We start from the raw sequence: 22,790 nt of genomic DNA, 5'->3' as shown, positions 1-22,790 counted from the left end.
TCCATGACCGTCGATCGGCTGGTGCGTTATCTGGTCGATCGCGGGCACACGGTGGACCTCGCGTGCTTCGTCGAGAGCGAAAGCGACGAGCGCGTCCTGCGCGAAGGTCTCTCGGACGTGTGTCGACGCATCGACGCGGTGCACCTGTCGAAGTGGCGCTCCTACGCGTCGACCGCGCTCACCCTGCCCTTCCGCCGTCCGATGCAGACCGAGTACTACCGGTCGTCGGAGATGCGCGAGCTCCTCCAAGAACGCCTCGCTGAAGAGGGCTACGACGTCGTCTACACCCATCTGATCCGGATGGCCGAGTACACGCGCCACGCAGCGGTGCCGAAGGTGATGGGCATGCAGATCTGCCAGGCACTCAACCTGGGGCGCATGCTCGAACACGTCTCCGACCCGATGCGGAAGGTCTTCTACGGTCTCGAGGTGGCGAAGGTGCGTCCCTACGAGCCCGCGGCCGCCGCGGACTTCGACCGGGTGTTTCTGTGTGGCCCGTCGGACATCGAGGCCCTCGAGCAGACGGCCCCGGTCCCGAACGCGGTCGTGTGCCCCCATGGGCAAGACGTCCCCCCGCTCGATCGGGTGCAGGGCTACGAGAAAGAGCCCGGCGCAATCGTGATCACCGGGGTCATGTCGACCTACACGAACGTCGACGCGGTGAGCTGGTTCGCCCAGGAGATCCTGCCGCGGGTGCGGGCAGAGGTGCCCCACGCGAAGTTCTGGATCGTCGGTCGCAATCCCCAGCGGGCCGTCGAGGCGCTGGCCGAGCCCGGGGTCATCGAGGTGACCGGCGAGGTACCCGACGTCACCGACTGGCTCTGCCGCGCCGAGGTGGCAGTGGCGCCGCTGCGGATCGCCGCGGGCATGCAGAACAAGCTGGTGCAGGCGATGGGATGCGCGCTGCCCGTGGTGGCCACGGCGGCGGCGAACGAAGGCATCCAGGGGGTTCCCGAAGAGCACCTGCTCGTGCGCGAGGACCCGGAGGGTTTCGCCGCGGCCGTCGCGTCCCTGCTGAAGGACGCCGAGCAGCGTCGCCAGCTGGGAGACGCTGCCCGCCGCTTCGTCGAGCAGCACTGGACCTGGGAAGCCCACTTCGAGAACCTGGAAAAGGTGCTCTTCGAGGTCGCCGGCGTCGACGCCGCGTCTTGAAGTTCGGGCCAGAGCGGAGGCTGCCCTCCCCTTCGCGCCTCCTGCCCGGTACATTCCGCTCCCACGCACCGAAGGGAGCCCCCCATGAAGATCGCACTCATCCCCATCAACGTCGGGGCCGATCGCCTCGAATCGATCGTCACCCTGGCCCAGAAGGCGGAGGAGGTCGGGCTCGAATCGGTCTGGACCTTCGAGCACGTGATCGTGCCCGTGGACTACCAGAGCAAGTACCCCTACTCGGCCGACGGAAAGATGGGCGTGACGCCCGAGACGCCCTTCGTCGACCCGCTGATCGCGGTGGCCGCGGCGGCCCAGCACACGAAGCACCTGCGCTTCGGCACCGGGGTGAACATCCTCTCCCAGTCGAACCCGCTCTATCTCGCGAAGCAAGCGGCGAGTCTGGACGTCGTGACGGGCGGACGCTTCATGCTCGGCATCGGCATCGGTTGGCTCAAGGAAGAGTTCCGCGCGATGGGTGTTCCCTTCGAGCGTCGCGGCGCGCGCTTCGACGACGCCGTCGAAGCAATGCGCAAGGTGTGGTCCGGCGACGTGGTCGAACACCAGAGCGACTTCCTCGACTGGAGCGGCTTCAAGAGCTACCCGCTGCCGGTCCAGACGCCCTTCCCCGTGGTGATCGGCGGCTCGAAGGGCAAGGCCTTCGAGCGCGTCGCGAAGTACGGCGAGGGCTGGTACGCGCCGACCGCCTCGGTGGACCAGCTGAAGCCGATGATGGCCCAGCTCGGCGAGGCCTGTGCCGCCCACGGGCGCGACGCGAAGGAGATCGAGGTGAGCTGCATGTGGGTGCCGGCGATGGAGGGCCCCGAGGTCGTGCAGCAGTACGAAGATCTCGGCGTTTCGCGGCTGATCATCCCGCTCCAAGCGCTCGGCGGTGGCAACCCGATCGAGAACCTGGACCGCTTCGGCGGCGAGGTGATGTCGAAGCTCGGCTGATCCGAGGGAGCGGGACGGCGCCGGCTACTCCGGCGACAGGCCGCAGTCCTTGATCTTCGACAGCAGCGTCTTGTAGGAGACGCCGAGCAGGCGCGCCGCCTGCTTGCGGTTCCAGTGGGTGAAGCGCAGCACGCGGTCGATCGCTTCACGCTCGGCCTCGAGAGCGACGCGTCGACCGACCTCGCGCAGGGGCAGATCGCCGGCCGACGCTTCGAGTCCATCGATCAGGGCCGCGAGCGCCTCACCGGAGCGGGCGTCGGCGGGCTGGGCGCGAAGCTCGGCGATCACTGAGTCTTCGCGCTCGAGGATGACGACGCGCTTGATCAGGTTCTCGAGCTCACGGACGTTCCCCGGGAACGGGTAGCGATCGAGCTCGCTCACCAGGGTCTCCGACAGAGTGATCACCGACTTCCCGTAGCGGGCCGCCAGACGCCGCAAGAAGACGTCCACCAGCAGCGGGACCTCCTCGCGTCGCTCGCGCAGCGGCGGCACCTCGAGACTGACCACGTTGAGACGGAAGTAGAGGTCTTCGCGGAACCCGCCGTCGGCCACCATCTCGACCAGGCGCCGATTCGTGGCGCACACGACGCGAACGTCGACCTTCACCTCGCGGTTGCCGCCCAGGCGCGTGAACTCGCTGTCCTGCAGCACCTGCAAGAGCTTCGCCTGGAGGGCCGGGCTCATCTCCCCGATCTCGTCGAGGAAGATGGTTCCGCGGTGGGCCATCTCGAACTTGCCCTGCTTGCGTGCAGCCGCGCCGGTGAACGCGCCCTTCTCGTAGCCGAAGAGCTCGCTCTCGAGGAGCTCGGCGGGAAGGGCTGCGCAGTTCACCTTGATGAAGGGCTTCTCCGCGCGTGTCGAGAGGTCGTGGGCCGTGCGAGCGATGATCTCCTTGCCGACGCCGCTCTCCCCCTGGATCAGGATCGTCACGTCGGTGTCGGCGACCTGCTCCAGGGTGGCGCGAATCGCGCGCATCGCGTCGCTTCCCCAGACCGCCTGGTCCCCGGTCGGTACCACCTGGTCGGCAAGCTCCGCGCGCTCCTGCTCGAGCGAGCGCAGCTCCAGCACCTTCGCCAGCGTGGCCTCGAGCTCGCTCTCTTCGAAGGGCTTGTTCAGGTAGTCCGAAGCGCCGAGCTGCATCGCCTCGACGATCGTGCTCGCCTTGCCGACGACCGAGAGCATGACGACCGGGACCTCGGCGTCGAAATCACGGATGCGGCGCAGCGTCTCGACCCCGTCCAGCCCCGGCATCATGACGTCGAGGATGATCACGTCGGGAGCCGCCCCCCCTTCGAGCAGCGCCAGCGCACGGCGCCCGTCTTCGGCCGTGTCCACCACGAAGCCCTTGAGCTCGAGGAGGTTGGCCAGGAAGGCGCGGATGCCCTCGGCGTCGTCGACGACCAGCACGCGCTGACGGGTTTCGGACTTCTTCGCGCTCACGCGGGCCTCCGGCACAGCAGTTCAGGGGGCGTCTCGGCGGGCAGCGCGAAACGGAAGCAGCAACCGCCCCCCGCGCTCTCCTCCAAGCGGATCGAACCTCCGTGGGCCTCGACGAGTCGCCGACAGATCGCCAGCCCGAGTCCGAGACCGCCGGCGCCGCGCGCCTCACCGGTCTGGACGTAGGGCTCGAAGACGCGCTCGCGGTCTTCGGTTTCGACGCCGACGCCGTCGTCCGAAACGCGGATCTCGACCCAGCGGCGCACCCACTCGGCGTCCGGCGTCTCATAGGCTTCGGTCGTGATCTCGATCCGACCGCCGTGGGGCGTGAACTTGATCGCGTTGCCCACGAGGTTCGAGAGCACCTGCTCGAGCCGCAGACGGTCGAAGCGCGCGGTCGGCGCTTCGTCGTCGAGGTCGAGGCACAGGGTCAGCCCGCCCTCTTCCAGCATCGGGCGGAACATGGCGGCCACCCCCTCGAGCACGGGCGCCAGCGGGGCGTGGCCGAGTTCGAGCACCTCGTCGCCCTTCGTCGCGTGGGACGCGGCGAGGAGGTTCCCGATGAACGAGTCGAGCCGGGCGCAGCTGCGGTTGCTCTCTTCCAGGAACTTGCGCTGTTCCTCGTTGAGCGGACCGACCTCGTCACCCAACAGCAGCCGGTTGTAGCCACCGATCACCGTCACCGGCGTGCGCAGCTCGTGGCTCACGACCGTCAGGAGCTCCTCGCGCTCGCTGCGCTCACGGCGCAGCTGCTCGCGTCGCGACTCCAGGTCTCGGTGCAGGCGTGAGAGTTCCTGGCCCGCGTGGAGCAGTTCGGTCTCGAGCCGGCGTACGTGGCTCAGGTCCTGAAGGACGTAGGCAGCCGTGCCTTCGTCCGGGTCGTTCCAGGCGCAGTGGCACACCACGGTGCGCACGTCCCCGGCCGGACGACGCATCTCGCACTCGATCGCGGGTCCCGGCGCCTCGCCCGGCAGGCCGCCCCCTGAGTCGGAGAGAAGGTCGACCAGCTTGGTCCCGACCAGGGCCGTCCCGCGACCGGCGAGCTCCACCAGGCGATCGTTCGCCCAGGCAATGCAGCCGTCCGCGACCCAGGCCACGCCATCGGGCACCGCCACCGCGAGCTGCTGGATCCGCGGATCGGGCATGCGCTTCGAGACCCGGGCCGACGTCACGAACGGGCCCCAGGTCGGCGCTGGCGCGAGGCGCCCTGCGAGGCTACCCGGTACATCTCCGGGTTCATCGCCCCGATTCGGCCCCCACTTGAGTGGCGGAACCCCCTGCGGAGACGAGCGATTTTGAGCCAGGACCTCGCCCCGGAAGCCGCCCGTCGCATGGACGCGCTCTGCGTCGAGCTGAACCGGCACCTGCGGCTCTATCACCAGGAGGACGCGCCGGAGATCTCCGACGCCGAGTACGATCGGCTGTTCCGCGAGCTCGAGGCGCTCGAGGCCGAGACCGGGGTCGTCCGCCCGGATTCCCCGACCCGCCGCGTGGGCGCGCCCCCGGCCGAGGGATTCGCCGAGTTCGAGCACCGCGTCCCGATGCTCTCCCTCGACAACGCGATGGACGCCGAGGAGATCCGGGCCTTCGACGAGCGGGTCCGACGTTTCCTCGAGACCGAACGGGAGCTCGCCTACTTCGTCGAGCCGAAGCTGGACGGCGCGGGGGTCGAGCTCGTCTACCAGGACGGCCACCTCGTCGCCGGTGCGACGCGCGGGGACGGTCGCGTCGGCGAGGAAGTGACGGCGAACCTGAAGCAGTCTCCGAGCATTCCGCTGGTGTTGGACACCCCGGTGGCCGGCCGTCTCTCCGTGCGCGGGGAGGTCGTACTGCCGACCGCGCGCTTCGAGCGCCTGAACGAGAAGCGGCTCGCGCGCGACCTCGAGCCCTTTGCCAACCCGCGCAACGCCGCCGCCGGAGCGCTGCGGCAGCTCCACGACATCGATACGGACCGCCTCGGGGCGCTCGAGTTCTTCGCCTACGCCGCCGGAGAAGGACTACCCGCCGAGATCACCACCCAGCAAGAGATCCTGGCCGCCCTGGCCGGCTGGGGATTCGCCACGAGCCCCGAGAGCCGGCACTGCGAGGGCGTCGAGGCCGTCGTGGCCGCCCACGAGGCGCTGCTCGAGCAGCGGGATGGGCTGGACGTCGAGATCGACGGCAGCGTCGTGAAGGTGGATCGGCTCGACCTGCAGAACGAGCTCGGCACCCTCTCGCGCGCCCCGCGCTGGGCGATCGCCTACAAGTTCCCGCCCTCTCAGGAAACCACCCAGGTGCTCGGAATCGAAATCCAGGTGGGTCGGACAGGCGCACTCACGCCGGTCGCGAAGCTCGAACCCGTCCACGTCGGCGGCGTGACGGTCTCGAACGCCTCGTTGCACAACCGCGACGAGATCGAGCGCAAGGACGTGCGGGTCCGCGACACCGTGGTCGTGCAGCGCGCCGGCGACGTGATCCCCCAGATCGTGAAGGTGGTGCGCGACAAGCGTCCACGCGGTACGCGCAAGTTCGTCTTCCCCAAGACCTGCCCGGTCTGCGACGCCAAGGCGGTGCGACTCGAGGAAGAGGTCGTCACACGCTGTCCGAACCTCGATTGTCCTGCCCAGCTCAAGAACAACCTGAGTCACCTGGCCGGGCGTGGTGCCCTGGACATCGAGGGGCTCGGCAGCAAGCTCGTCGACCAGCTGGTCGAGGCCGGCCTGGTCAGCCGCCTCTCGGATCTGTTCCGCCTCGAGCAGGGCACGATCCTCGAGCTGGAGCGCATGGGTGAGAAATCCGCCGAGAATCTCCTCGCCGGTCTCGAACGCGCGAAGGACACCACCCTCGCGCGATTCCTCGTCGCCCTCGGGATCCGCCACGTCGGTGCGACCGTCGGGGAGATCCTGGCGGCGCACTTCGGCGACCTCGACCCCCTGCTCGCGGCTTCCGGTGAAGAGCTCGAAGCCGTCGAGGGCGTCGGACCCATCATCGCCGAGAGCGTGGTCGCGTTCTTCGCGGATGCCCGCAACCACGCCGAGGTGAAGGCGCTGCGCGAGCTCGGAATGCGTTGGCCGAAGAACGCGCCGGCGCCAGTGCGCGGCGAGGGCCCGCTCCAGGGGAGGACCTTCGTCCTCACCGGCACCCTCGACGGTATGACCCGCAGCGATGCCAAGGCCCAGATCGAGGCCCAGGGTGGCAAGGTGACCGGCTCGGTGTCGAAGAAGACGAGCTACGTCGTCGCGGGCGCCGAGCCCGGCAGCAAACTCGAGAAGGCACGGAAACTGGAAGTCGAAGTGCTCGACCAGGCCGGTCTCGAGACCCTGCTGCGCGAGGGACCGCCGGAAGAACCCGAAGCGGAAGACGAGGAAGCCTAGGGCCCTTCGCCTTCCGGCTCGGCGAGCAGGCGATCGACGAGCCACTCCAAGGACCCCGTCATGCGTTCACGCGCAGCATCGTCTTCGGGCGTCTGGGCCAATGCCAAGGCCGCCTCGCTGGCGGCGCCAAGGAACAGATGGGCCAGGGGGACCACACGTTCGGCGGGGATCTGACCGCGCCGCGCGGCTTCGCCCAGCACCGCCTGCAGGAGCCCGAAGCCGTGGCGCGCGTCGATCTCGCGCCACTTCGCCCAACCCACCACCGAAGGCGCTTCGACCAGGGTGATGCGGCGCAGGTCGTCGCGCTGACAGAGCTCGAGCAGCCGGCGCGACGCGTGCTTCAGGACCGTGGCTGGGTCGTCCCCCGGGACGTCTCGCAGGAGTTCGGCGGCGATCTCGGCCTCGACCTCGTCGAGGACCGCCTCGAAGAGCGCCGTCTTGTCGGCGAACTGATGATAGAGCGCACCGCGGGTCACCCCGGCCGCCGAGGCGATCTCGTCGGTGCTCGCCTCGGCGAAGCCCTTCTCCGTGAACAGGACGCGGGCGCACGCGAGAAGCTTCGCGCGGGTCTGAGCGCGGCGTTCGGCGTTGGGCACGCGATCGGGCACGGGCGAACTCTAGCTCCAGATCATTTACATACAAACTGTTTGTATGTAAATTGAGGCCTCCACGCGATTGGCGACACGGGGCTCAGGGCCCCGTTGGCGCCAGCGCCAGGCCCAGGAGGCTGCATGCCGATCTCTCCCGACCTCGGCGAGTGCCGTTCGGTTTCCCTCTCTTCCGGCCCGCTGTCCTACCGCGAGCGCGGCGAAGGCCGGCCCCTGGTCTTCGTGCATGGACTGCTCGTGAACGGCGACCTGTGGCGCAAGGTCGTCCCGGGTCTCTCCGACGTCGCGCACTGCATCACACCCGACTGGCCGCTCGGCTCCCATGACGTCGCGCGCCCCGCCGACGCCGAGCACACGATCGAGACCGTGGCCGCCAGCGTGGCCGAGTTCCTCGAAACGCTCGATCTCCACGACGTCGTCCTGGTGGCCAACGACACGGGCGGCGCCATCACCCAGCACCTGATCACCACCCAGCCCGAACGCGTCGGCGGCATCGTGCTCACGCCGTGCGACGCCTTCGAGAACTTCCTGCCGCCGCGCTTCCGGCCTCTCGAGTGGCTGGCGAAGTCGCAAACGCTCTTCGACCTCACGCTCCAGACGCTCCGCTTCGATGCGATCCGCTACTCGCCGCTCGTGCTCGGCGGCCTCGTGAAGCGGCGCCTGCCGCCCGAGATCGCCGAGAGCTACGTCGGCCCGGTGCTGCGCGACGCGGGCATCCGACGCGATGCCGGGAAGCTCGTGCGCAGCATCGACCCCCGCATCACCCTCGAAGCGGCCGCGAAGCTCGAAGGGTTCACGAAGCCGACGCTGCTGGCGTGGGCGAGCGAAGACCAGGTCTTCCTGCCCAAGCATGCGCGCGCCCTGGCCGACCGCCTCCCCCACGCCGAGGTCGTGTGGATCGACGACAGCAGGAGCTTCGTCCCCGAGGATCGGCCCGAGCCACTCGTCGAGGCGATGCGGAGCTTCCTGTCTCGGTTGTAGTCGGAGGCGGTTGTCGTCGGAGGCGGGGGGCCCGCCTCCGACGATCTCCCTTCGCTCAGGGAGCCGGCGGCGGCGGCACGAAGGTCTCGCGCTCGCCGGGGATGATCCGCGTCATGTTGACGAGGTGGTAGTCGGCCGTCAGCCACACGGCGAGCTGGGTGGCGTAGTCGGGATCGTCCGGATCCCCCGCCGGCCCGCCCGGCACCTGGTTCACGCCGAAGATGCGACCCCGGTTCGGCGTCCCGACGTAGCGGCGCACCGGGCCGCCCCCGAAACGGAAGCTGTCGAGCCCGGTCGCTCGGGCCGAGAATCCCGAGGCGTTCACGACGTTGTAGCCGCCGTCCCGCGCCACGCCGCGCAGCTCCGGGCTGACGTCGTCGAAGCCGCCCTTCGGCGGGATGCTGAGCGTGTCGTCGAAGGGGTGATCGAAGACGATCCGGTGGAGCTTCCCCCAGCGGTAGTCCTCCTGGTTCGTCGAGTTGCCGAAGGCGGGGGCGAGGTCGTTCGACGCCAGCTGGTCGAGGGCGTCGCGCATGGCCTGGAGCAACGCGAGGTCGCGCCGATCCTCGGCGTCGAGGGCGGCCGGCTCCGGAATCCAGTCGATCCCGGCTGCTGCGATTCCCGTGTAGGGGGCCTGATCGAGCAGGTTGTGCAGCGCCTTCAACGCCTCGGTCGACCCCGCACCGAGCCCGAACCCCGCGAGGCGTGCGTCGACGATGTTCCGCACCGCGAAGCCGCGCCACATGTTGTAGAGAGTGGCCGCCACGCTGGCGTCGATCTCGGCCTGTCCCCCGCCCTTGCGGTGATTCAGCGGGAAGCGGAAGCCGAAGAAGTCCGACGCGTCCCAACCTTCGTCCAGACCCGTGGGCGTCGAGAAGTCCCAGTGTTCGAGGCGGCCCAGCGCTTCCGACACGCCCGGGTCCGCGGCGAGCGCGGCGAGCGCCGCCGGCGCTGCGGGCTCACTCGCGTTCGCGAAGGCGTCGAGCAGGAACGGCACGAGCAGCTCGGCATCGAGCTGCTGGGTGTTGGCCTGGAACTTCTTCATCTCGGCGAACGAGACGCGGCCGCTCGCGATCTCGTCCTCGATGAGCTGGGTGATCCGGCCGGCGCGCAGGCCGAGGGCATAGCCCGGGTTCAGGTAGTAGATCGCATTCGGGTTCGAGGTCCGCACCTGGTTCAGCGGGTCGTTGTCGAGGGTCGTCCCGGCCGGGTCATTGTTCGCGTTGACGAAGAACTCGTTCTCCGGGTTGAGGGTCTGGGGCATCTCGTCGAAGGGCAGGATCGCGAAGGGGATCGCCTGCCCCTGACTGCGCGCGGGATCGGGGACCCAGTTGTTCGCTCCTGACATGCCGTCGCGCACGATGTACGGCGGGACTCCGGCAACGACGCCCTGCTCCAGGTCGCTTCGCAGGGGCATCTCGGCGCTCGCGTAGTAGGCGAGGTTGCCGTCGACATCCGCGTAGGCCCAGTTCTGGGAGCCGACGTCGAAGTCCTGCAGCGCCGCTACGAACTCGGCGAGGTTCGACGCACGATTCCAGGCGACGAAGGTCTGCAGCTCCTGGGTGGCGTGGAAACCCGTGTACTGGAGCACGAGCACCTCGGTCGTCCCGAAGGGAGGCTGAAGGACGCTCGGATCCGTGATGTCGAGGACGGGGCCGAAGCTGCGGAAGGGAACCGTCGCGATGATCTCCGCCTCCGGCGGCAGGCCCGTCGCCTGGATCAGGTTGTCCTGGACTCCGTCGCCCACCACGTTGAAGAAATACGTCACCCCGAGTTCCAGTTCGACCGGGTGGAACGTGCCCGGAGGGCTCTCGATGCAGGCGAGGGCACCGATCAACAGACAGTCGGCCTGGGCGACGAGCAGCCGATCCTGGAAGACGTCGGCGACGTCCATCGGGTTGGTCGTTGCGCCCCAGGTAACGCGCTCGTTCTGCCCGAGAATCACGCCGGGTGTACCGGGGAAACCCACACCGCTCACGTTCATCGACCCGTTGTCGGGATCGTCGTTGACCCGGAGGTGCCACTCCCAGAAGGTCGACGGCGCGTTGAGGGAGAGATGCGGGTCGTTGGCGATGATCGGCTTCCCGCCGCGCGCGGCACTCCCCGTCACACCCCATTCGTTGCTTCCCACGAAACTCTCCCGGCGGTTCATCGCCAGCGAGAACATCGGGTGCGCATCGAGCTTGCGGGCCGCGCGCGCGGCGGCTTTCGACGCCGACGCAAGGTGCCGCGCCTTCGCCGCGTTCCAATCGACCGCGAAGGGCGTTCCGTTCGTGGCGTCCGGCACCGTCGATGCGGAATCCATCGGTGCTGCGCGGAACACGTCCTCGGAGAACAGGGCTTGTCCGTCGAAGCCGTTCGCGATCCCGGCGGCCGTGTAGGCGAAGAGCTGCTGGGTTGGACCCGTATCGATGTCGAGGGAGAGGTTCGCGGCGATCGCCTTGCCGATCTTCAGACTGTCGAGGGGCTCCCAAGGGCGCACCGTCGTCAGCTCGAGCAGCGCGTACTCGGGCGGGAGCGGCACCGTCAGGATGCAGTGGTTCACGCCGTCGGCGAACGCCTGCAGCAGCGCCTGGAACTCGGGGGGCGCGGCGTCGAGGGATCGCTGGGCGGCACGGTGTAGCCCCACGACACGGGCCTGGATGTCGGCGTTCAGGCGAGAGAGCCCCAACAGCTCGCTCTCGGTTCCATCCACCTGCCGCCGGGTCTGATCCATCTGGAAGAGACGATCGCGGCACTGAACGTAGCCCTGGGCGATCGCGAGATCGTTGTCGTTCTCCGCTTCGATGTGCCAGACGCCGTTGCGATCGGTCGTCAGCTTCACGCGATCCTCGAGGCCCGGGAGCTCGATCTCGGTTCCCGGACAGCCACCGATTCCCAGCGAGAAGGAGATCGGAAGCACGAGCCACATCAATCGCAGGGTCGAGCGCATGGCATCCTCCGTGGGCGCGCGAGCCAGAGTCGGCTCGATACCGATTCTGAACCCCGCGCGCGACGCGGCGCAAGACGCAAGCCGGCGGACCGGGCGCGGGCCTCTCCCCCGGATGGGGGAAACCGAAGTGCGTCGGCTCGTGGAACGGGGCCTAGTCCCGGCGAAGCGGCTCGCTGAAGAGCTCGGCGCCCCCGACCTCGACGGTGACGAGGTCACCCACGCGCGGCGACTTGATCTGGCTGCAGAGCGCGTCCTCACGCAGGAGGACGCGGCCCGACTCGGAGAGGGTCTGCTCGAAGATGGGCTCTCCGGCGAGGCGCACCACGAGCCCCTGCCCCGGGGTCAAGGCCGGGTGGCGCAGCACGAACTTCACCTTCAGCTGGAAGTCGGGCTGCACCGCCGCGCGCTTGTCTTCGATGACGCGGAAGAGCTCGACGTCGAGCTCGCCGATCTCGCGGCCGCGCTCGTCCCGGAAATCCGCTTCGTAGTCCCACTTGCGCTCGATGCGCTTGCCGAACAGGACGGCCAGGACGATCAACGCGAAGATGCCGCCGAAGAAGGCGAACATTCCGTAGACGATGAAGTTGCCGACCGCTGCGATGGTCACGATGCGCTCAGCGGGGCGGGCGCAGCGTGGTTACGATCGGCGGGTCACCGGCCCGTTGGCCCAGGACGAACACCGTCGCCGCCAGCATCAGCCCCCCGATCACGAGCACGCCCGCCGGACCGACCCACTCGAGGCCGAGCGCCAGGAGCTTCTTGACGAGGGCGTGTCGGCCCGAGATCTCGGCGGATTCGCCCGCGGCGATCTCGACCGCCGCCAGATGCAGGAGCCAGGTGACGCCGGCCACGAACGCGCCGAAGACGGCCGGCCCGAGGATCGCCCGGAAGACCGAGTACTCGACCGTCTTCGCCTCCCAATCCGCATGGGCCTGCTGGAGTTCGGCCGCGAAGGCGTCGCGCCATTCGCGTCGCTCGAAAGTGATGTTCTTCGAGTCCTTCTCCTTGCCCTCGCGGTAGTCGAGGTCGATGTCGTCGGACTTCTGGTCCCAGCGAATCCGGGTCAGCGAAGCGAGCGGGATCCGCTGCCCCTCGTCCTTCAGCACCTGGCGCGGCGGCTCCCCAGCGTCGAGACGCGCCTTGAGCTCGGCACCCTGCTTCGCGGTGGGGTTCGCGACGTAGACCGTCTCGTCGGTCAGCACGACCAGGGCGTCGAAGATCGCCTTCTCGTCGTACCAGATGGAATGGGTCATGGGAGACACCTCCGGGGAGAGCCTCCTCGGCATCGGCTGAGCGGCGACACCGCTTGACGGCGCCGGCGGCGCGCGGGGCGGGGGTCAGTCGCCGCGTTCGAGCAGCCGCGCGTAGATCTCCGCGCGGGGGAGGCCCGTAGCCCTGGCGACGTCGCGCGCGATCTCCGACGGCGATCCGCCGGCCGCCTCTCGGGCACGCAGCGCCGCGGCGAGCACCGCCTCCGAGGCGGCGGGGGCCGGGCCCGGTCGCCCGGCTACCACGAGCGTCACTTCGCCGCGGGGCGGCTCCTCGAACTGGCGAACCAGTTCGTCGAGGGGTGCCCGGGTGATCGTCTCGTGGAGCTTCGTCAGCTCGCGGGCGACGCAGGCCGGCCGCGGCCCGAAGGCGTCGAGCATGGCGGCCAACGTGTCGGCGAGGCGCCGGGGCGATTCGAAGAAGACGAGCGTCTCGGGTCGCGGGGCGAGGTCGGCGAAGAAGGCCGCGCGCGCCTTGGTCTTGCGGGGCGGAAAGCCGGCGAACAGGAACGGCAGGGTGGGCAGCCCGGACGCCACCAGCGCCGCGACCGGGGCCGACGCCCCGGGCACCGGGCTGACCGTGTGTCCCGCGTCGAGTGCGGCGCGCACGACGCGCTCGCCCGGGTCCGAGACCAGGGGCGTTCCGGCGTCGCTCACGAGGGCGACGTCGCCGCCGGCCTCGAGCACTTCGAGGACGGTGTCGACGCGCCGCGCCTCGTTGTGACCGTGGAGCGACACGGGCTTCGCCGACACCTCGAAGTGATCGAGGAGCTTGCGGGTCTGGCGGGTGTCCTCGGCGAGCACGAGCCGCGCCTCGGCGAGCACCCGGAGCGCCCGCGGCGTGGTGTCCTCGAGGTTCCCGATCGGAGTGGCGACGACGAAGAGGGTGGCCATGGGGCGCCGCTCAGGCGCGCACGCGCTCGGGGTAGAGCCCTTCGAGCCCGGCACGCGACGCTTCGCAGGCACCCCGTTCGGTGATCAGCCGCGTCACCAGCCGCGCGGGCGTGACGTCGAAAGCCGGGTTCGCCGCGCCGCTCTCGGCGGGAAGGAGATCGACGGCGACGATCCGCCCGTCGGCGTCGCGGCCGGAGATCCACCGCACCTCGGCTTCGCCGCGATCCTCGATCTCGATCGCGGCACCGTCTCCGAGGGTCCAGTCGATGGTGCTGTAGGGAAGCGCCACGTAGAAGGGAATCCCGTTGTCGTGGGCCGCGAGGGCCTTCAGGTACGTGCCGATCTTGTTGCAGACGTCGCCGTCGGCGGTCGTGCGGTCGGAGCCCGTGATGCAGACGTCGACCTGGCCGGTGCGCATCAGGTGACCGCCAGCGTTGTCCGCGACCACCCGGTGCGAGATGCCATGCTCGGCGAGCTCCCAGGCCGTCAAGCTCGCCCCCTGATTGCGCGGCCGCGTCTCGTCGACCCACACTTCGAGCGGCAGCCCTTGCTCATGGGCGACGTAGAGCGGGGCGAGCGCGGTGCCCCAGTCGATCGCGGCGAGCCAGCCGGCGTTGCAATGGGTGAGCACCTGCAGCGGCCGATCGCCACGACGCGGCAGGTCGGCGAGCAACTTCGCGCCGTGCTCGCCGATCGCGCGACACAGGGCGACGTCTTCCTCGGCGATCTCCGACGCGCGCGCATAGGCGCGATCGACGCGGGCCTCGGGCGCGACGGGCCCCAGCAGCGTCTGCATCTCCTCGAGGGCCCACCGCAGGTTGACCGCGGTGGGACGCGTCGCGAGCAGGCGCGCGCAGGCGCGTTCGAGTCCGGCGTCGCTCGGGTCCTCGCGGAGGCCCAGACACACGCCGTAGGCCGCCGTGACGCCGATCAGCGGGGCGCCCCGCACGAGCATGTCGCGGATCGCGCGTTCGGCGTCCTCGAGACCGCGCAGGGAGACGGTCTCGAAGGCATGGGGGAGGCGCGTCTGGTCGATGATCTCGACGCTGTGTCCATCCTCGCCAAGCCACAGCGTCCGCCGGGGCGTACCGCCGACGTTCACCGGGCTACTCGCCCTCGAACGCGCACAGCGAGTGCACCTCGATTCCCCGCCCGCGCAGGCGATCGGCGCCGCCGAGATCCGGGAGATCGACGATGAACGCGCAGCCGACGATCTCGCCGCCGGCCTGCTCTACGAGGTCGACCGTCGCTTCGGCGGTCCCGCCCGTCGCGATCAGGTCGTCGATGATCAGGATCCGCTCGCCCGGCGCGATGGCGTCGGTGTGGATCTCGACGCGATCGGTGCCGTACTCGAGCTCGTAGTCCTGGCCCAGGGTCGTGTAGGGCAGCTTCCCCTGCTTGCGCACGGCGACGAAGCCGGCCTGCAGCGCGATCGCGACCGCGCCGCCGAGGATGAATCCGCGCGCTTCGATCCCCGCGACCTTGTCGACCGTTACGCCCTTGTACGCCTCGGCGGTCTGCTGCGCCGACAGCGACAGCCCGACCGGGTCCTGGAGCAAGGTGGTGATGTCGCGGAACTGGATCCCGGGCTTCGGGTGATCCGGAATCGTGCGGATGCGGGACTTGATCGGCATGTCGGTCTCCAGCGGCCTCGCGAGGCGGGATGGGAACGGGAGGAACTTCTCAGGCGAGCACGCGCCCGGCGACGGCGTCCAGGCGTGCGAGGAGCGCCGGGTCGCGGGCTTCCGGGGGCGTGATCAGCGCCGTGTCGAGGACGCGATCACAGCCGGCCGGACACGGCACCGGCCGCTGGCCGAGCTCCTTCGCGAGTCCAGCCACCAGGCGACGGCCGCGGTCGGCGTTCTCGGTGAGCACGGCGACGATGTCCGCGACTTCGACGTCGGCTTCACCCGGGTGCCAGCAGTCGTAGTCGGTCACCATCCCGACGGTCGCGTAACAGAGCTCGGCCTCTCGGGCGAGCTTCGCCTCGGGCATGTTGGTCATGCCGATCACGTCGCAGCCCCAGCTGCGATACAGCTCGGACTCGGCGCGCGACGAGAACTGGGGCCCTTCCATCACGAGGTAGGTGCCGCCCCGGACGAGCGAGATGCCGGCGGCGTTCGCCGACGCGACCAACGCCTCGTGCAGGCGCGGACACACGGGGTCGGCCATCGAGACGTGGGCCACGCAGCCGCTCTCGAAGAAGGTCTTCTCGCGGGCGAAGGTGCGATCGATGAACTGGTCGACCAGCACGAACTGCCCCGGAGCCAGCTCCTCGCGAAGCGATCCGCAGGCCGACACCGAGATCAGGTCGGTGACACCGGCGCGCTTCAGCACATCGATGTTCGCGCGGTAGTTGATCTCGGTCGGGGGAATCCTGTGACCCCGGCCGTGGCGCGGCAGGAATGCGTACTCGACCCCGTCGAGTCGTCCGCGCAGGACGGCGTCCGAGGGTGTGCCGAACGGAGAGTCGAACGACTCCCAGCGGGCTTCTTCCAACCCCTCGAGTTCGTAGACGCCGCTGCCGCCCAGCACGCCGATCACGGGCGCTCCTCCCTCTGGTTCGCGGCCGCGATCGTAGCCCAGGCCGCGCTACCCTCAGGCGCCCCGGTCCGCGGAAGTCTGCTGTGCCGAACGCACGCCAAACGCTGGGCGCCGCCGGGGAAGCTGCCGCCGCCCGTCATCTGCGGGCTCGGGGCTATCGCCTCGTCGCCCACAACGTCCGCGCCGACGGGGTCGAAATCGACCTGATCGTCGAACGCGCGGGAGTCCTCGTGTTCGCCGAGGTCAAGACGCGGCGCGGATCGCGCCACGGAAGCGCCGCGGAAGCGGTCGACCGCCGCAAGCAAGCCCGCCTGGTGCGCGGCGCACGGGCCTGGCTGCGCGAGGCCAATCGACGCCCGCGCCGGGTGCGCTTCGACGTCGTGACCTGCACGCCCGCGGCGGAAGGGAGCTTTCGCATCGAGCACTGGCCGGCGGCGTTCGAAGCCGACGGCTAGCGCGCGCTCAGTCCTGCTTCGCGTCGTCGTCCGTCGCGGCCTCTTCGGCCGGCGCTTCGTCGGCCGTCTCCTCGGCGGCCTCGGGCTCTTCCGGCGGCACGACGTCGATCGCCTCGGCGGTCGCGGCGGTCCCGCCGCCGGCTGCCAGCTCGGCCTCCTCTTCGGAGATCAGACCGGAGAGGTCGCGGACCTTCGAGCGCAGCCGCGCCTTCTTGCCGCGCAGCTCGCGGAGGTAGTAGAGGCGCGAGCGGCGGACGTGGCCGCGGGCCTTGATCTCGACCTTCGTCACCGACGGCGACTCGATCGGGAAGACACGCTCGACGCCCACGCCGTAGGAGACCTTGCGCACCGTGAAGGTGGCCGAGGCTCCGCCCCCGCGGCGACGGATCACCACGCCTTCGAACACCTGAATGCGCTGCTTGTCGCCTTCGGTGATGTTGACGTGGACGCGCACGGTGTCGCCCGGACGGAACGGCGGCAGGTCGCGGCGTGTGGGGGTGGGGTGGATGGCGTCGATGCGGTTCATGGCTTCTCTCCCGGACTCCCGGAGGCAGGGTCCCCGCTGACTGCTTCCCACAAATCGGGACGGCGTCCGCGGGTGATCGCCCGGGCCTGTTCCTCTCGCCAGCGTGCCACCGCCCCGTGATCGCCCGAGAGCAGGATCTCGGGGACGGCGTGGCCACGAAAGTTCGCAGGCCGTGTGTATTGGGGTCCTTCCAGTAGTCCTTCTTGAAACGATTCGGTCTTCGCGGAATCCGGATTGCCGAGTACGCCCGGCAGCAGTCGTGTCACCCCTTCGATCAACACCATCGCCGGGATCTCGCCGCCGGAGAGCACGTAGTCCCCGATCGAGATCTCGATGTCGACGGCCAGATCGATGACGCGCTGGTCGATGCCCTCGTAGCGACCGCACACCAAAACCAGGTGCGCGTGGTCGGCCAACTCGGCCAGGTGCCGCTGCTCGAGGCGGACGCCCTGGGGCGTCATCAGCACCACCCGGGCGGTGCGTCCCGGCCCCTTCGGGCCGGCGAGTTCCTCGATCGCAGCGACCAGCGGCTCGGGCTTCATCACCATGCCCGGTCCGCCGCCGTAGGGCGCGTCGTCGATCACCTGGTGCCGGTCGGTCGTCCAGTGGCGCAGGTCGTGGGCTTCGATGGCAATGCGGCCGTCGGCCACCGCGGCCCCCAGGATCGACTCGCGCAGGAAGCGCTCGAAGAGTCCGGGGAAGATCGTGAGTACGTCGATGCGCACTCGCGGTGCCTCGGTTTCCGTGTCAGTCGCCATCGGTCGCATCCTCTTCGGCCGCGCTCAGGAGCCCGTCTGGGAGCTCGACGCGCAAGCGCTTCTCGAGGACGTCGACTTCGCGGAGCCAGGACTCGGCCGCCGGGATCAGCACCTCGTGGCCCGAGTCGTCTCGGACCAGCATCACGTCGGGAGCCCCGGTTTCCCAGAACCCATGCACCGTCCCGAGTGTCGCTCCGTTCCCGTCTTCGACCCGGCAGCCCACCAGTTCGTACTGGTAGAACTCGCCGGTTTCGAGAGGAACCAGATGTTCCGCGTCACCCAGAACGACCCGACCGACGTGCGACTCTGCGGTGTCGCGATCGTCGAGGCCTTCCAGCGAGAGCCGCGCTTCTCCGCGCCGTCCCTTGCCGACCGCCCGCACGCGGGCTTCGACTGCTTTCGGATCCCCCTGTCGTTCGGCGAGACGCACGCGAGGTGCGACCCGCAGGTTTCGGTCGTGTTCGTCGAGGAGGCGCACCCGCAGTTCTCCGCGAAGTCCGTGCACCCCGACGACGCGCCCGAGCACCACTCCGTCCGGAGCCGGTGCCAGTACGCGTCCGGATTTCTCAGTCGACGATGTCGAGTCGGCAGTCCGCCCCATTGCGCGACACTCCGAGCAGTGCCCGCATGGCCTTCGCCACCCGCCCCTGACGACCGATCACGCGACCGCGATCGTCGGGATGCGTCTCGAGCTCGAGCAGGCGTCCGCCGTCTTCCTCGCGCACGGCGATGTCGTCGGCGTTGTCGACGATGCCCTTCGCGAGGAACTCGACCAGTTCGGCGGGCTTCGCCATCAGGCCGCTCCGCCAGCCGCGTGGCGACCCGCGCGACGAATCAGCGACTTCACCGTGGGCGAGAGCTGCGCACCCTTCGCCACCCAGGCGTCGATCGCTTCGGATCGCAGCGAAACCTGCTCGGGCTTCGTCTTCGGGTCGTAGGTCCCGAGGAACTCGAGCGGTCGGCCATCCCTCGCCTTGCGTTCGTCGATGGCGACGATGCGGTAGAAGGGACGCTTCTTCGCGCCAGCGCGCGTCAGTCGGATCTTTACCATGAAGAACACCTCACCACGGGCGACGCGCCGGGGGATTCTCGGACGGGCCGGTGGCCGAAATAGGCGCGGATGCTAGGGAAACGCCCTGGTCGGGTCAAGCGGCGGTGCGCCGGGCGCTAGCCCGCCGAAGCGGTCCGTTCGCGCTCCTTCCGCTCGGAGCACTCGGGGCAGGCGTACTGGACCTGGTGGGGCTTCTGGAGCCGGTCGTAGTCGCCATCGAGGGCGACCCGCCGGACCCGAGAGGTCTCGGACCCGCAGAAATCGCAGTGCAACAGGGTGTCTTCGGCCTCGGAGGGGTCGCTCATCGGCGCCGAGGGTACCGGCCTGCCCGCCCCTTGTCCCGCCATCCGACCCGGCTTCAGCCGATTCGACACCGCACTCAGCCAATCCGGAGCCACAGATCCGTGGGGGCGTCGTCGCCGAGGCGCTCGGCCAGGGCGTCCAGGAGCTCCGGGGTCCGCATCCGCAGCATCTGGCACCAGGTGCTCGAGTCCACCTTCGCCTCCAGCACCCCGTCCCGCAGGGCCACGGGCTCGCAGTGAGCCGCCACCTCGGCGCCCACCGCCTCTTCCCAGCAGTCGTGAATGCGCATGGCCCGGGCCGACTCACCGAGACCGAGGTCGCGAAGCACGCGGGGGACCAGAGACCCCACCCGTTCGGGCGGCCCCTTGCGGCTGTGGCGGCTCACGCGCCGTCGAGCGGGCGGAACACCAGCCCACTCGGAAGCTTCGGGAAGAAGAAGGTCGACTTCTGCGGCAGCACCTCACCCGCGGCGGTGACGCGGAAGACGTCCTCGGGCGCCAGCGGGTTCAGGTAGAGCGCCACGGCACCGTGTCCGCGGCGCAGGTCGCGCGCGGTCTGCAACGCCGACTTCGGATAGGAGATCGCCCCGCCCCGCACCGCGTCTTCGTCGAGATCGAAGACGTCAGCGATCACTTCCTGGTGGATCACCCGCACGGTCAGAGTGTCGTCCTCGCGGGGCCGCGAGAAGATCCGTAGGGTGCCCGACGCATCGTCGGCGGCGAAGGCGTGGCGGTCCCGCAGCGGCTCGAGATGGGTCTCGAGGAGCTCCGGGATGGATTCGGCACTCGGGACGTCGACCTCGCGCACTTCCCATTCGGCGAGACGCTCGCGCAGCCCCGCGTCGTTCGGGAAGGATCCCTTCAGGATCAAGCGATGGATCGGCAGCAGCAGGCTGCCGGGCGCGAACGCGTTCGCGAGATAGACGAGCAGCCACTCATGGGGTGCGTCGAGCCCATCCCCGGCGCCTGCCTCGCGCTGCTCGTTGCGGTAGTTGAGTGCCGTTTCGTAGCGGTGGTGGCCATCCGCGATGACCACGGATCGGTCGTCGAAGAAGGAGGTGATCTTGTCGACGGCGCTGGCGTCGGTGAGGCGGGCGAGCCGATGCTCGGCGCCGCTCTGCTCGCTTGCCGTGCCCAGCGCACTGTTTTCGAGGGCCGCATCGAGCAAGGGAGCGAGTTCCTCGTCGGGATCTTCGTAGAGCATGAACACGACCGAGAGGTTGGCCTCGGCCGCGCGTAGGATCTTCAGGCGGTCGGCTTTCGGGCCCGCCAGGGTGCGCTCGTGGGGACGCACGATGCGCTTCTCGTAGTCCTCGAGATGGATCAGTGCGAAGAAACCGTCGCGCGACTGTCGCGTGCCGTCGGGCGCGTCGAAGCTCTGGCGCAGCGGGTAGAAGCCGGGCTCGCCATCGCGGGTCAGGATCTGTTCGCGAATCCAGCCATCGAGGGTGGTCCGGACCTCCGCGTAGTCGGTGCCCGCCTCATCGGCGACGTCGCGGGTGAGCTCGAGCCGGATCGCATTGTGGGGATCGCGTGCAAAGAAGCCCTCGCGATCCTCGGCGGCGACGACGTCGTAGGGAGGCACGATCACCTTCGAGAGATCGACGCGGTCGGGGTCGTAGCGAAGGGCGCGAAAGGGACGAACCTGGGTCATGCGGCAGCGAGCTCCTCGAGCAGCGGGCTCAGTTCGGTTTCGGGAATCGCGCCCCAGCGGAGCACGCGCGCGCGCGGCGCAGTGAGATCCAGGACGGTGCTGGCGGGGCGCGGCGTCCCGGTCGGCGGCGCGTCGGGCGCTCCGTCCAGCACGGCGACCTCGGAGTCGGTCTCGGCGAAGCGGCGCGCGTCCTCGCGTCGTTCGGCCGCGGGCTCCCCGCTGCGGTTGCAGCTGGTGGCGGTCAGCGGCCCCAACCCGGCGTCCTCACAGGCACGTGCCAAGGCCATCGCCTCGGGGTGCGGCGAGCAACGCACGCCGACGGCCCCGTCCGCGCGCGCGATGCCCGGTCCGAACCGCCCGCGGCAGGGCAACACGAGCGTGAGAGGGCCCGGCCAGAAGCGCGCGGCCACGGCCTCGGCCGTAGGGTCCAGATCGAACCCGAGCGAGGCGAGCGAACCTGGCGCAGGCACCAGGATCGAGATGGGTGCGTCACCCGCGCGGCCCTTCGCCCGCTGCAGGCGCTCGACGGCCTGGGCGTCCTGGGCACGCCCCCCGAGGCCCCACAGCGTCTCGGTGGGATAGGCGAGCACGCGGCCATCGCGCACCCACGCCACCGCAGCGTCGAGACCGAGGTCGCTCACCGCAGCGCCCGGTCGGCGATGTCGGTGCGGTGCTGCGCACCCTCGAAAGTGATCGCGTCGACCGCGGCGTACGCCCGCGCGCGGGCCTCGGCCACGTCGGACCCGGCACTCGTCACGCCCAACACGCGGCCGCCCTTCGTGACGAAGGCACCCTCCGCGCCACTCGCCGTGCCGGCGTGGAAGACGACGGTCTGGGGCTGGGTCTCCGCGACGTCGAGGCCCTCGATCGCGCGCCCCTTCGGATAGCTGCGCGGGTAGCCTTCGCTCGCCAGCACCACACAGACGGCGGCGCCCTGGGTGGTCGGCGGTGCAACCTGCTCGAGCCCACCCTCGGCGGCGCCCACGAGCAGCGGCACCAGGTCGCTCTCCATCTGGACCATCAGGGGCTGGGTCTCAGGGTCACCGAAGCGCACGTTGAACTCGATCACGAAGGGATCGCCCGCGGAGTCGATCATCAATCCGACGAAGAGGACGCCGCAGTAGGGCATGCTGTCGCTCGCCAGCCCGCGAATCGCCGGATGGACGACCCGCTCGAGGATCTTCTTCTCGACCGCGTCGTCGACCACCGGGGCCGGCACGTAGGCGCCCATGCCGCCGGTGTTCTCTCCCTGGTCGCCGTCGAGGGCGCGTTTGTGGTCCTGGGCCGGCGCGAGGGTGACGACGTGTTCGCCGTCGGAGATGGCGTAGTAGGACGCCTCCTCTCCGAGCAGGCGTTCTTCGATCACCACCTGATCCCCGGCGTCGCCGAAGCGCCGGTCGCCCATCGCTTCGTCGAGAGCGGCCTGGGCCTGCGCGACGTTCTCGCACACCGTCACGCCCTTCCCTGCCGCCAACCCGTCGGCCTTGACGACGCAGCCCGCCGGGAACCGCGACACGTACTCGCGTGCCTGGGCAAGATCGTCGAACACGGCGAACTCGGCGGTCGGAATTCCATGACGCTGCATGAACGCCTTGGCGAAGGACTTGCTGCCCTCGAGGCGTGCGGCGGCGGCCGAGGGGCCGAAGGTCGCGATGCCTGCCTCGCGCAAGCGGTCGGCCAGGCCGTCCACCAGCGGATCCTCGGGGCCCACCACGACGAGGGTCGCGTTCTCGCGCTGGGCGAGCGCGACCACCGCCTCGATGTCTCCCGCGGACACGTCGGGGAAGCAGCGCGCCACACTGGCCATCGCATCGCTGCCCGGCGCGGCGAGGACCGCCTCGACCTTCGGGCTCTGGGCGATCTTCCACGCGAGGGCGTGCTCACGGCCGCCGGATCCGACCACCAGTACGCGCATGGCGACTCC

General features: G+C 69.7%; 24 protein-coding genes and 1 pseudogene. 5 read left to right on the top strand and 20 right to left on the bottom strand.

Annotated elements, in window-relative coordinates; genetic code table 11:
- Positions 1-3: 3 nt before the first annotated feature.
- Positions 4-1,152: a glycosyltransferase gene (locus AAF430_09235; GenBank protein ID MEM7410403.1), complete on the top strand. Its 1,149-nt coding sequence runs from the start codon at positions 4-6 to the stop codon at positions 1,150-1,152.
- Between the two features lie 84 nt (positions 1,153-1,236).
- Entirely contained in the window at positions 1,237-2,103 is an 867-nt protein-coding gene (locus AAF430_09230) for an LLM class F420-dependent oxidoreductase (protein MEM7410402.1), read from the top strand.
- A gap of 24 nt (positions 2,104-2,127) precedes the next feature.
- Here AAF430_09230 and AAF430_09225 read toward each other — a convergent pair whose 3' ends face one another.
- Together AAF430_09225 and AAF430_09220 are read right to left on the bottom strand one after the other, a co-directional pair.
- Positions 2,128-3,543 (bottom strand): sigma-54 dependent transcriptional regulator, encoded by a 1,416-nt coding sequence (locus AAF430_09225; GenBank protein ID MEM7410401.1) that lies wholly within the window; start codon positions 3,541-3,543, stop codon positions 2,128-2,130.
- Complete coding sequence (locus AAF430_09220; protein MEM7410400.1) at positions 3,540-4,712, bottom strand: HAMP domain-containing sensor histidine kinase; 1,173 nt, start codon at positions 4,710-4,712, stop codon at positions 3,540-3,542. The genes AAF430_09225 and AAF430_09220 overlap by 4 nt, the downstream gene beginning before the upstream one ends.
- 123 nt (positions 4,713-4,835) lie before the next feature.
- Between AAF430_09220 and ligA the strand changes: the two genes are divergently transcribed.
- Positions 4,836-6,893: an NAD-dependent DNA ligase LigA gene (ligA, locus tag AAF430_09215; protein ID MEM7410399.1), complete on the top strand. Its 2,058-nt coding sequence runs from the start codon at positions 4,836-4,838 to the stop codon at positions 6,891-6,893.
- On the opposite strand, the gene AAF430_09210 is transcribed toward ligA, so the two are convergent.
- The gene (locus AAF430_09210) at positions 6,890-7,501 is read right to left on the bottom strand and encodes a TetR/AcrR family transcriptional regulator (protein MEM7410398.1); all 612 of its coding nucleotides are present in this window, start codon (positions 7,499-7,501) and stop codon (positions 6,890-6,892) included. The genes ligA and AAF430_09210 overlap by 4 nt on opposite strands.
- Before the next feature lie 123 nt (positions 7,502-7,624).
- Here AAF430_09210 and AAF430_09205 point away from each other — a divergent pair, with 123 nt between their 5' ends.
- Positions 7,625-8,482: an alpha/beta hydrolase gene (locus tag AAF430_09205; protein ID MEM7410397.1), complete on the top strand. Its 858-nt coding sequence runs from the start codon at positions 7,625-7,627 to the stop codon at positions 8,480-8,482.
- A 55-nt stretch (positions 8,483-8,537) separates the two neighbouring features.
- On the opposite strand, the gene AAF430_09200 is transcribed toward AAF430_09205, so the two are convergent.
- The 7 genes from AAF430_09200 to AAF430_09170 all read right to left on the bottom strand — a co-directional run bounded on the left by AAF430_09200 (position 8,538) and on the right by AAF430_09170 (position 16,120).
- Positions 8,538-11,414 carry a penicillin acylase family protein gene (locus AAF430_09200; protein ID MEM7410396.1) on the bottom strand — a complete coding sequence of 959 codons (2,877 nt, stop codon included), beginning with the start codon at positions 11,412-11,414 and terminating at the stop codon, positions 8,538-8,540.
- A 151-nt stretch (positions 11,415-11,565) separates the two neighbouring features.
- Positions 11,566-12,021: a hypothetical protein gene (locus AAF430_09195; protein MEM7410395.1), complete on the bottom strand. Its 456-nt coding sequence runs from the start codon at positions 12,019-12,021 to the stop codon at positions 11,566-11,568.
- 7 nt (positions 12,022-12,028) lie between these two features.
- A complete protein-coding gene (locus AAF430_09190; GenBank protein MEM7410394.1) occupies positions 12,029-12,667 on the bottom strand; it encodes a hypothetical protein in 639 nt (212 codons plus the stop codon).
- Between the two features lie 84 nt (positions 12,668-12,751).
- The gene (rsmI, locus tag AAF430_09185) at positions 12,752-13,576 is read right to left on the bottom strand and encodes a 16S rRNA (cytidine(1402)-2'-O)-methyltransferase (protein MEM7410393.1); all 825 of its coding nucleotides are present in this window, start codon (positions 13,574-13,576) and stop codon (positions 12,752-12,754) included.
- Between the two features lie 10 nt (positions 13,577-13,586).
- Positions 13,587-14,678, bottom strand: coding sequence for an S-methyl-5-thioribose-1-phosphate isomerase (gene mtnA / locus AAF430_09180; protein MEM7410392.1), 1,092 nt, complete (start codon positions 14,676-14,678; stop codon positions 13,587-13,589).
- 4 nt (positions 14,679-14,682) lie between these two features.
- A complete protein-coding gene (locus AAF430_09175; protein MEM7410391.1) occupies positions 14,683-15,210 on the bottom strand; it encodes an adenine phosphoribosyltransferase in 528 nt (175 codons plus the stop codon).
- Between the two features lie 49 nt (positions 15,211-15,259).
- Positions 15,260-16,120 carry an S-methyl-5'-thioadenosine phosphorylase gene (locus AAF430_09170; protein MEM7410390.1) on the bottom strand — a complete coding sequence of 287 codons (861 nt, stop codon included), beginning with the start codon at positions 16,118-16,120 and terminating at the stop codon, positions 15,260-15,262.
- Between the two features lie 83 nt (positions 16,121-16,203).
- On the opposite strand from AAF430_09170, the gene AAF430_09165 reads away from it, so the two are divergent.
- Positions 16,204-16,575, top strand: a complete 372-nt coding sequence (locus AAF430_09165) for a YraN family protein (protein MEM7410389.1) — start codon at positions 16,204-16,206, stop codon at positions 16,573-16,575.
- A 190-nt stretch (positions 16,576-16,765) separates the two neighbouring features.
- Here AAF430_09165 and rplS read toward each other — a convergent pair.
- The 10 genes and pseudogenes from rplS to purD all read right to left on the bottom strand — a co-directional run bounded on the left by rplS (position 16,766) and on the right by purD (position 22,781).
- Positions 16,766-17,101 (bottom strand): annotated as a pseudogene (rplS, locus tag AAF430_09160) (50S ribosomal protein L19).
- A complete protein-coding gene (gene trmD, locus AAF430_09155; GenBank protein MEM7410388.1) occupies positions 17,098-17,859 on the bottom strand; it encodes a tRNA (guanosine(37)-N1)-methyltransferase TrmD in 762 nt (253 codons plus the stop codon). The pseudogene rplS and the gene trmD overlap by 4 nt, the downstream one beginning before the upstream one ends.
- A complete protein-coding gene (gene rimM, locus AAF430_09150) occupies positions 17,849-18,460 on the bottom strand; it encodes a ribosome maturation factor RimM (protein MEM7410387.1) in 612 nt (203 codons plus the stop codon). Before rimM ends, trmD begins: the two co-directional genes overlap by 11 nt.
- Positions 18,426-18,653 carry a KH domain-containing protein gene (locus AAF430_09145; protein MEM7410386.1) on the bottom strand — a complete coding sequence of 76 codons (228 nt, stop codon included), beginning with the start codon at positions 18,651-18,653 and terminating at the stop codon, positions 18,426-18,428. The genes rimM and AAF430_09145 overlap by 35 nt, the downstream gene beginning before the upstream one ends.
- A complete protein-coding gene (rpsP, locus tag AAF430_09140) occupies positions 18,653-18,910 on the bottom strand; it encodes a 30S ribosomal protein S16 (GenBank protein ID MEM7410385.1) in 258 nt (85 codons plus the stop codon). The genes AAF430_09145 and rpsP overlap by 1 nt, the downstream gene beginning before the upstream one ends.
- Positions 18,911-19,026: 116 nt before the next feature.
- Positions 19,027-19,215, bottom strand: a complete 189-nt coding sequence (locus AAF430_09135) for a hypothetical protein (GenBank protein MEM7410384.1) — start codon at positions 19,213-19,215, stop codon at positions 19,027-19,029.
- 74 nt (positions 19,216-19,289) lie between these two features.
- On the bottom strand, positions 19,290-19,562 hold the full coding sequence (locus tag AAF430_09130) for a DUF721 domain-containing protein (GenBank protein ID MEM7410383.1): 273 nt from the start codon (positions 19,560-19,562) through the stop codon (positions 19,290-19,292).
- Positions 19,563-19,594: 32 nt separating this feature from the next.
- Positions 19,595-20,866 (bottom strand): DUF1015 domain-containing protein, encoded by a 1,272-nt coding sequence (locus tag AAF430_09125; GenBank protein ID MEM7410382.1) that lies wholly within the window; start codon positions 20,864-20,866, stop codon positions 19,595-19,597.
- Positions 20,863-21,507, bottom strand: a complete 645-nt coding sequence (locus AAF430_09120) for an L-threonylcarbamoyladenylate synthase (protein MEM7410381.1) — start codon at positions 21,505-21,507, stop codon at positions 20,863-20,865. The genes AAF430_09125 and AAF430_09120 overlap by 4 nt, the downstream gene beginning before the upstream one ends.
- The gene (purD, locus tag AAF430_09115; protein ID MEM7410380.1) at positions 21,504-22,781 is read right to left on the bottom strand and encodes a phosphoribosylamine--glycine ligase; all 1,278 of its coding nucleotides are present in this window, start codon (positions 22,779-22,781) and stop codon (positions 21,504-21,506) included. The genes AAF430_09120 and purD overlap by 4 nt, the downstream gene beginning before the upstream one ends.
- Positions 22,782-22,790 lie beyond the last annotated feature (9 nt).

Source organism: Myxococcota bacterium (genome assembly GCA_039030075.1).
GTDB lineage: Bacteria > Myxococcota_A > UBA9160 > UBA9160 > SMWR01 > JAHEJV01.
Note: the sequence above shows the minus strand (reverse complement) of the source record. Positions and strands in the feature narration are given on the sequence as shown.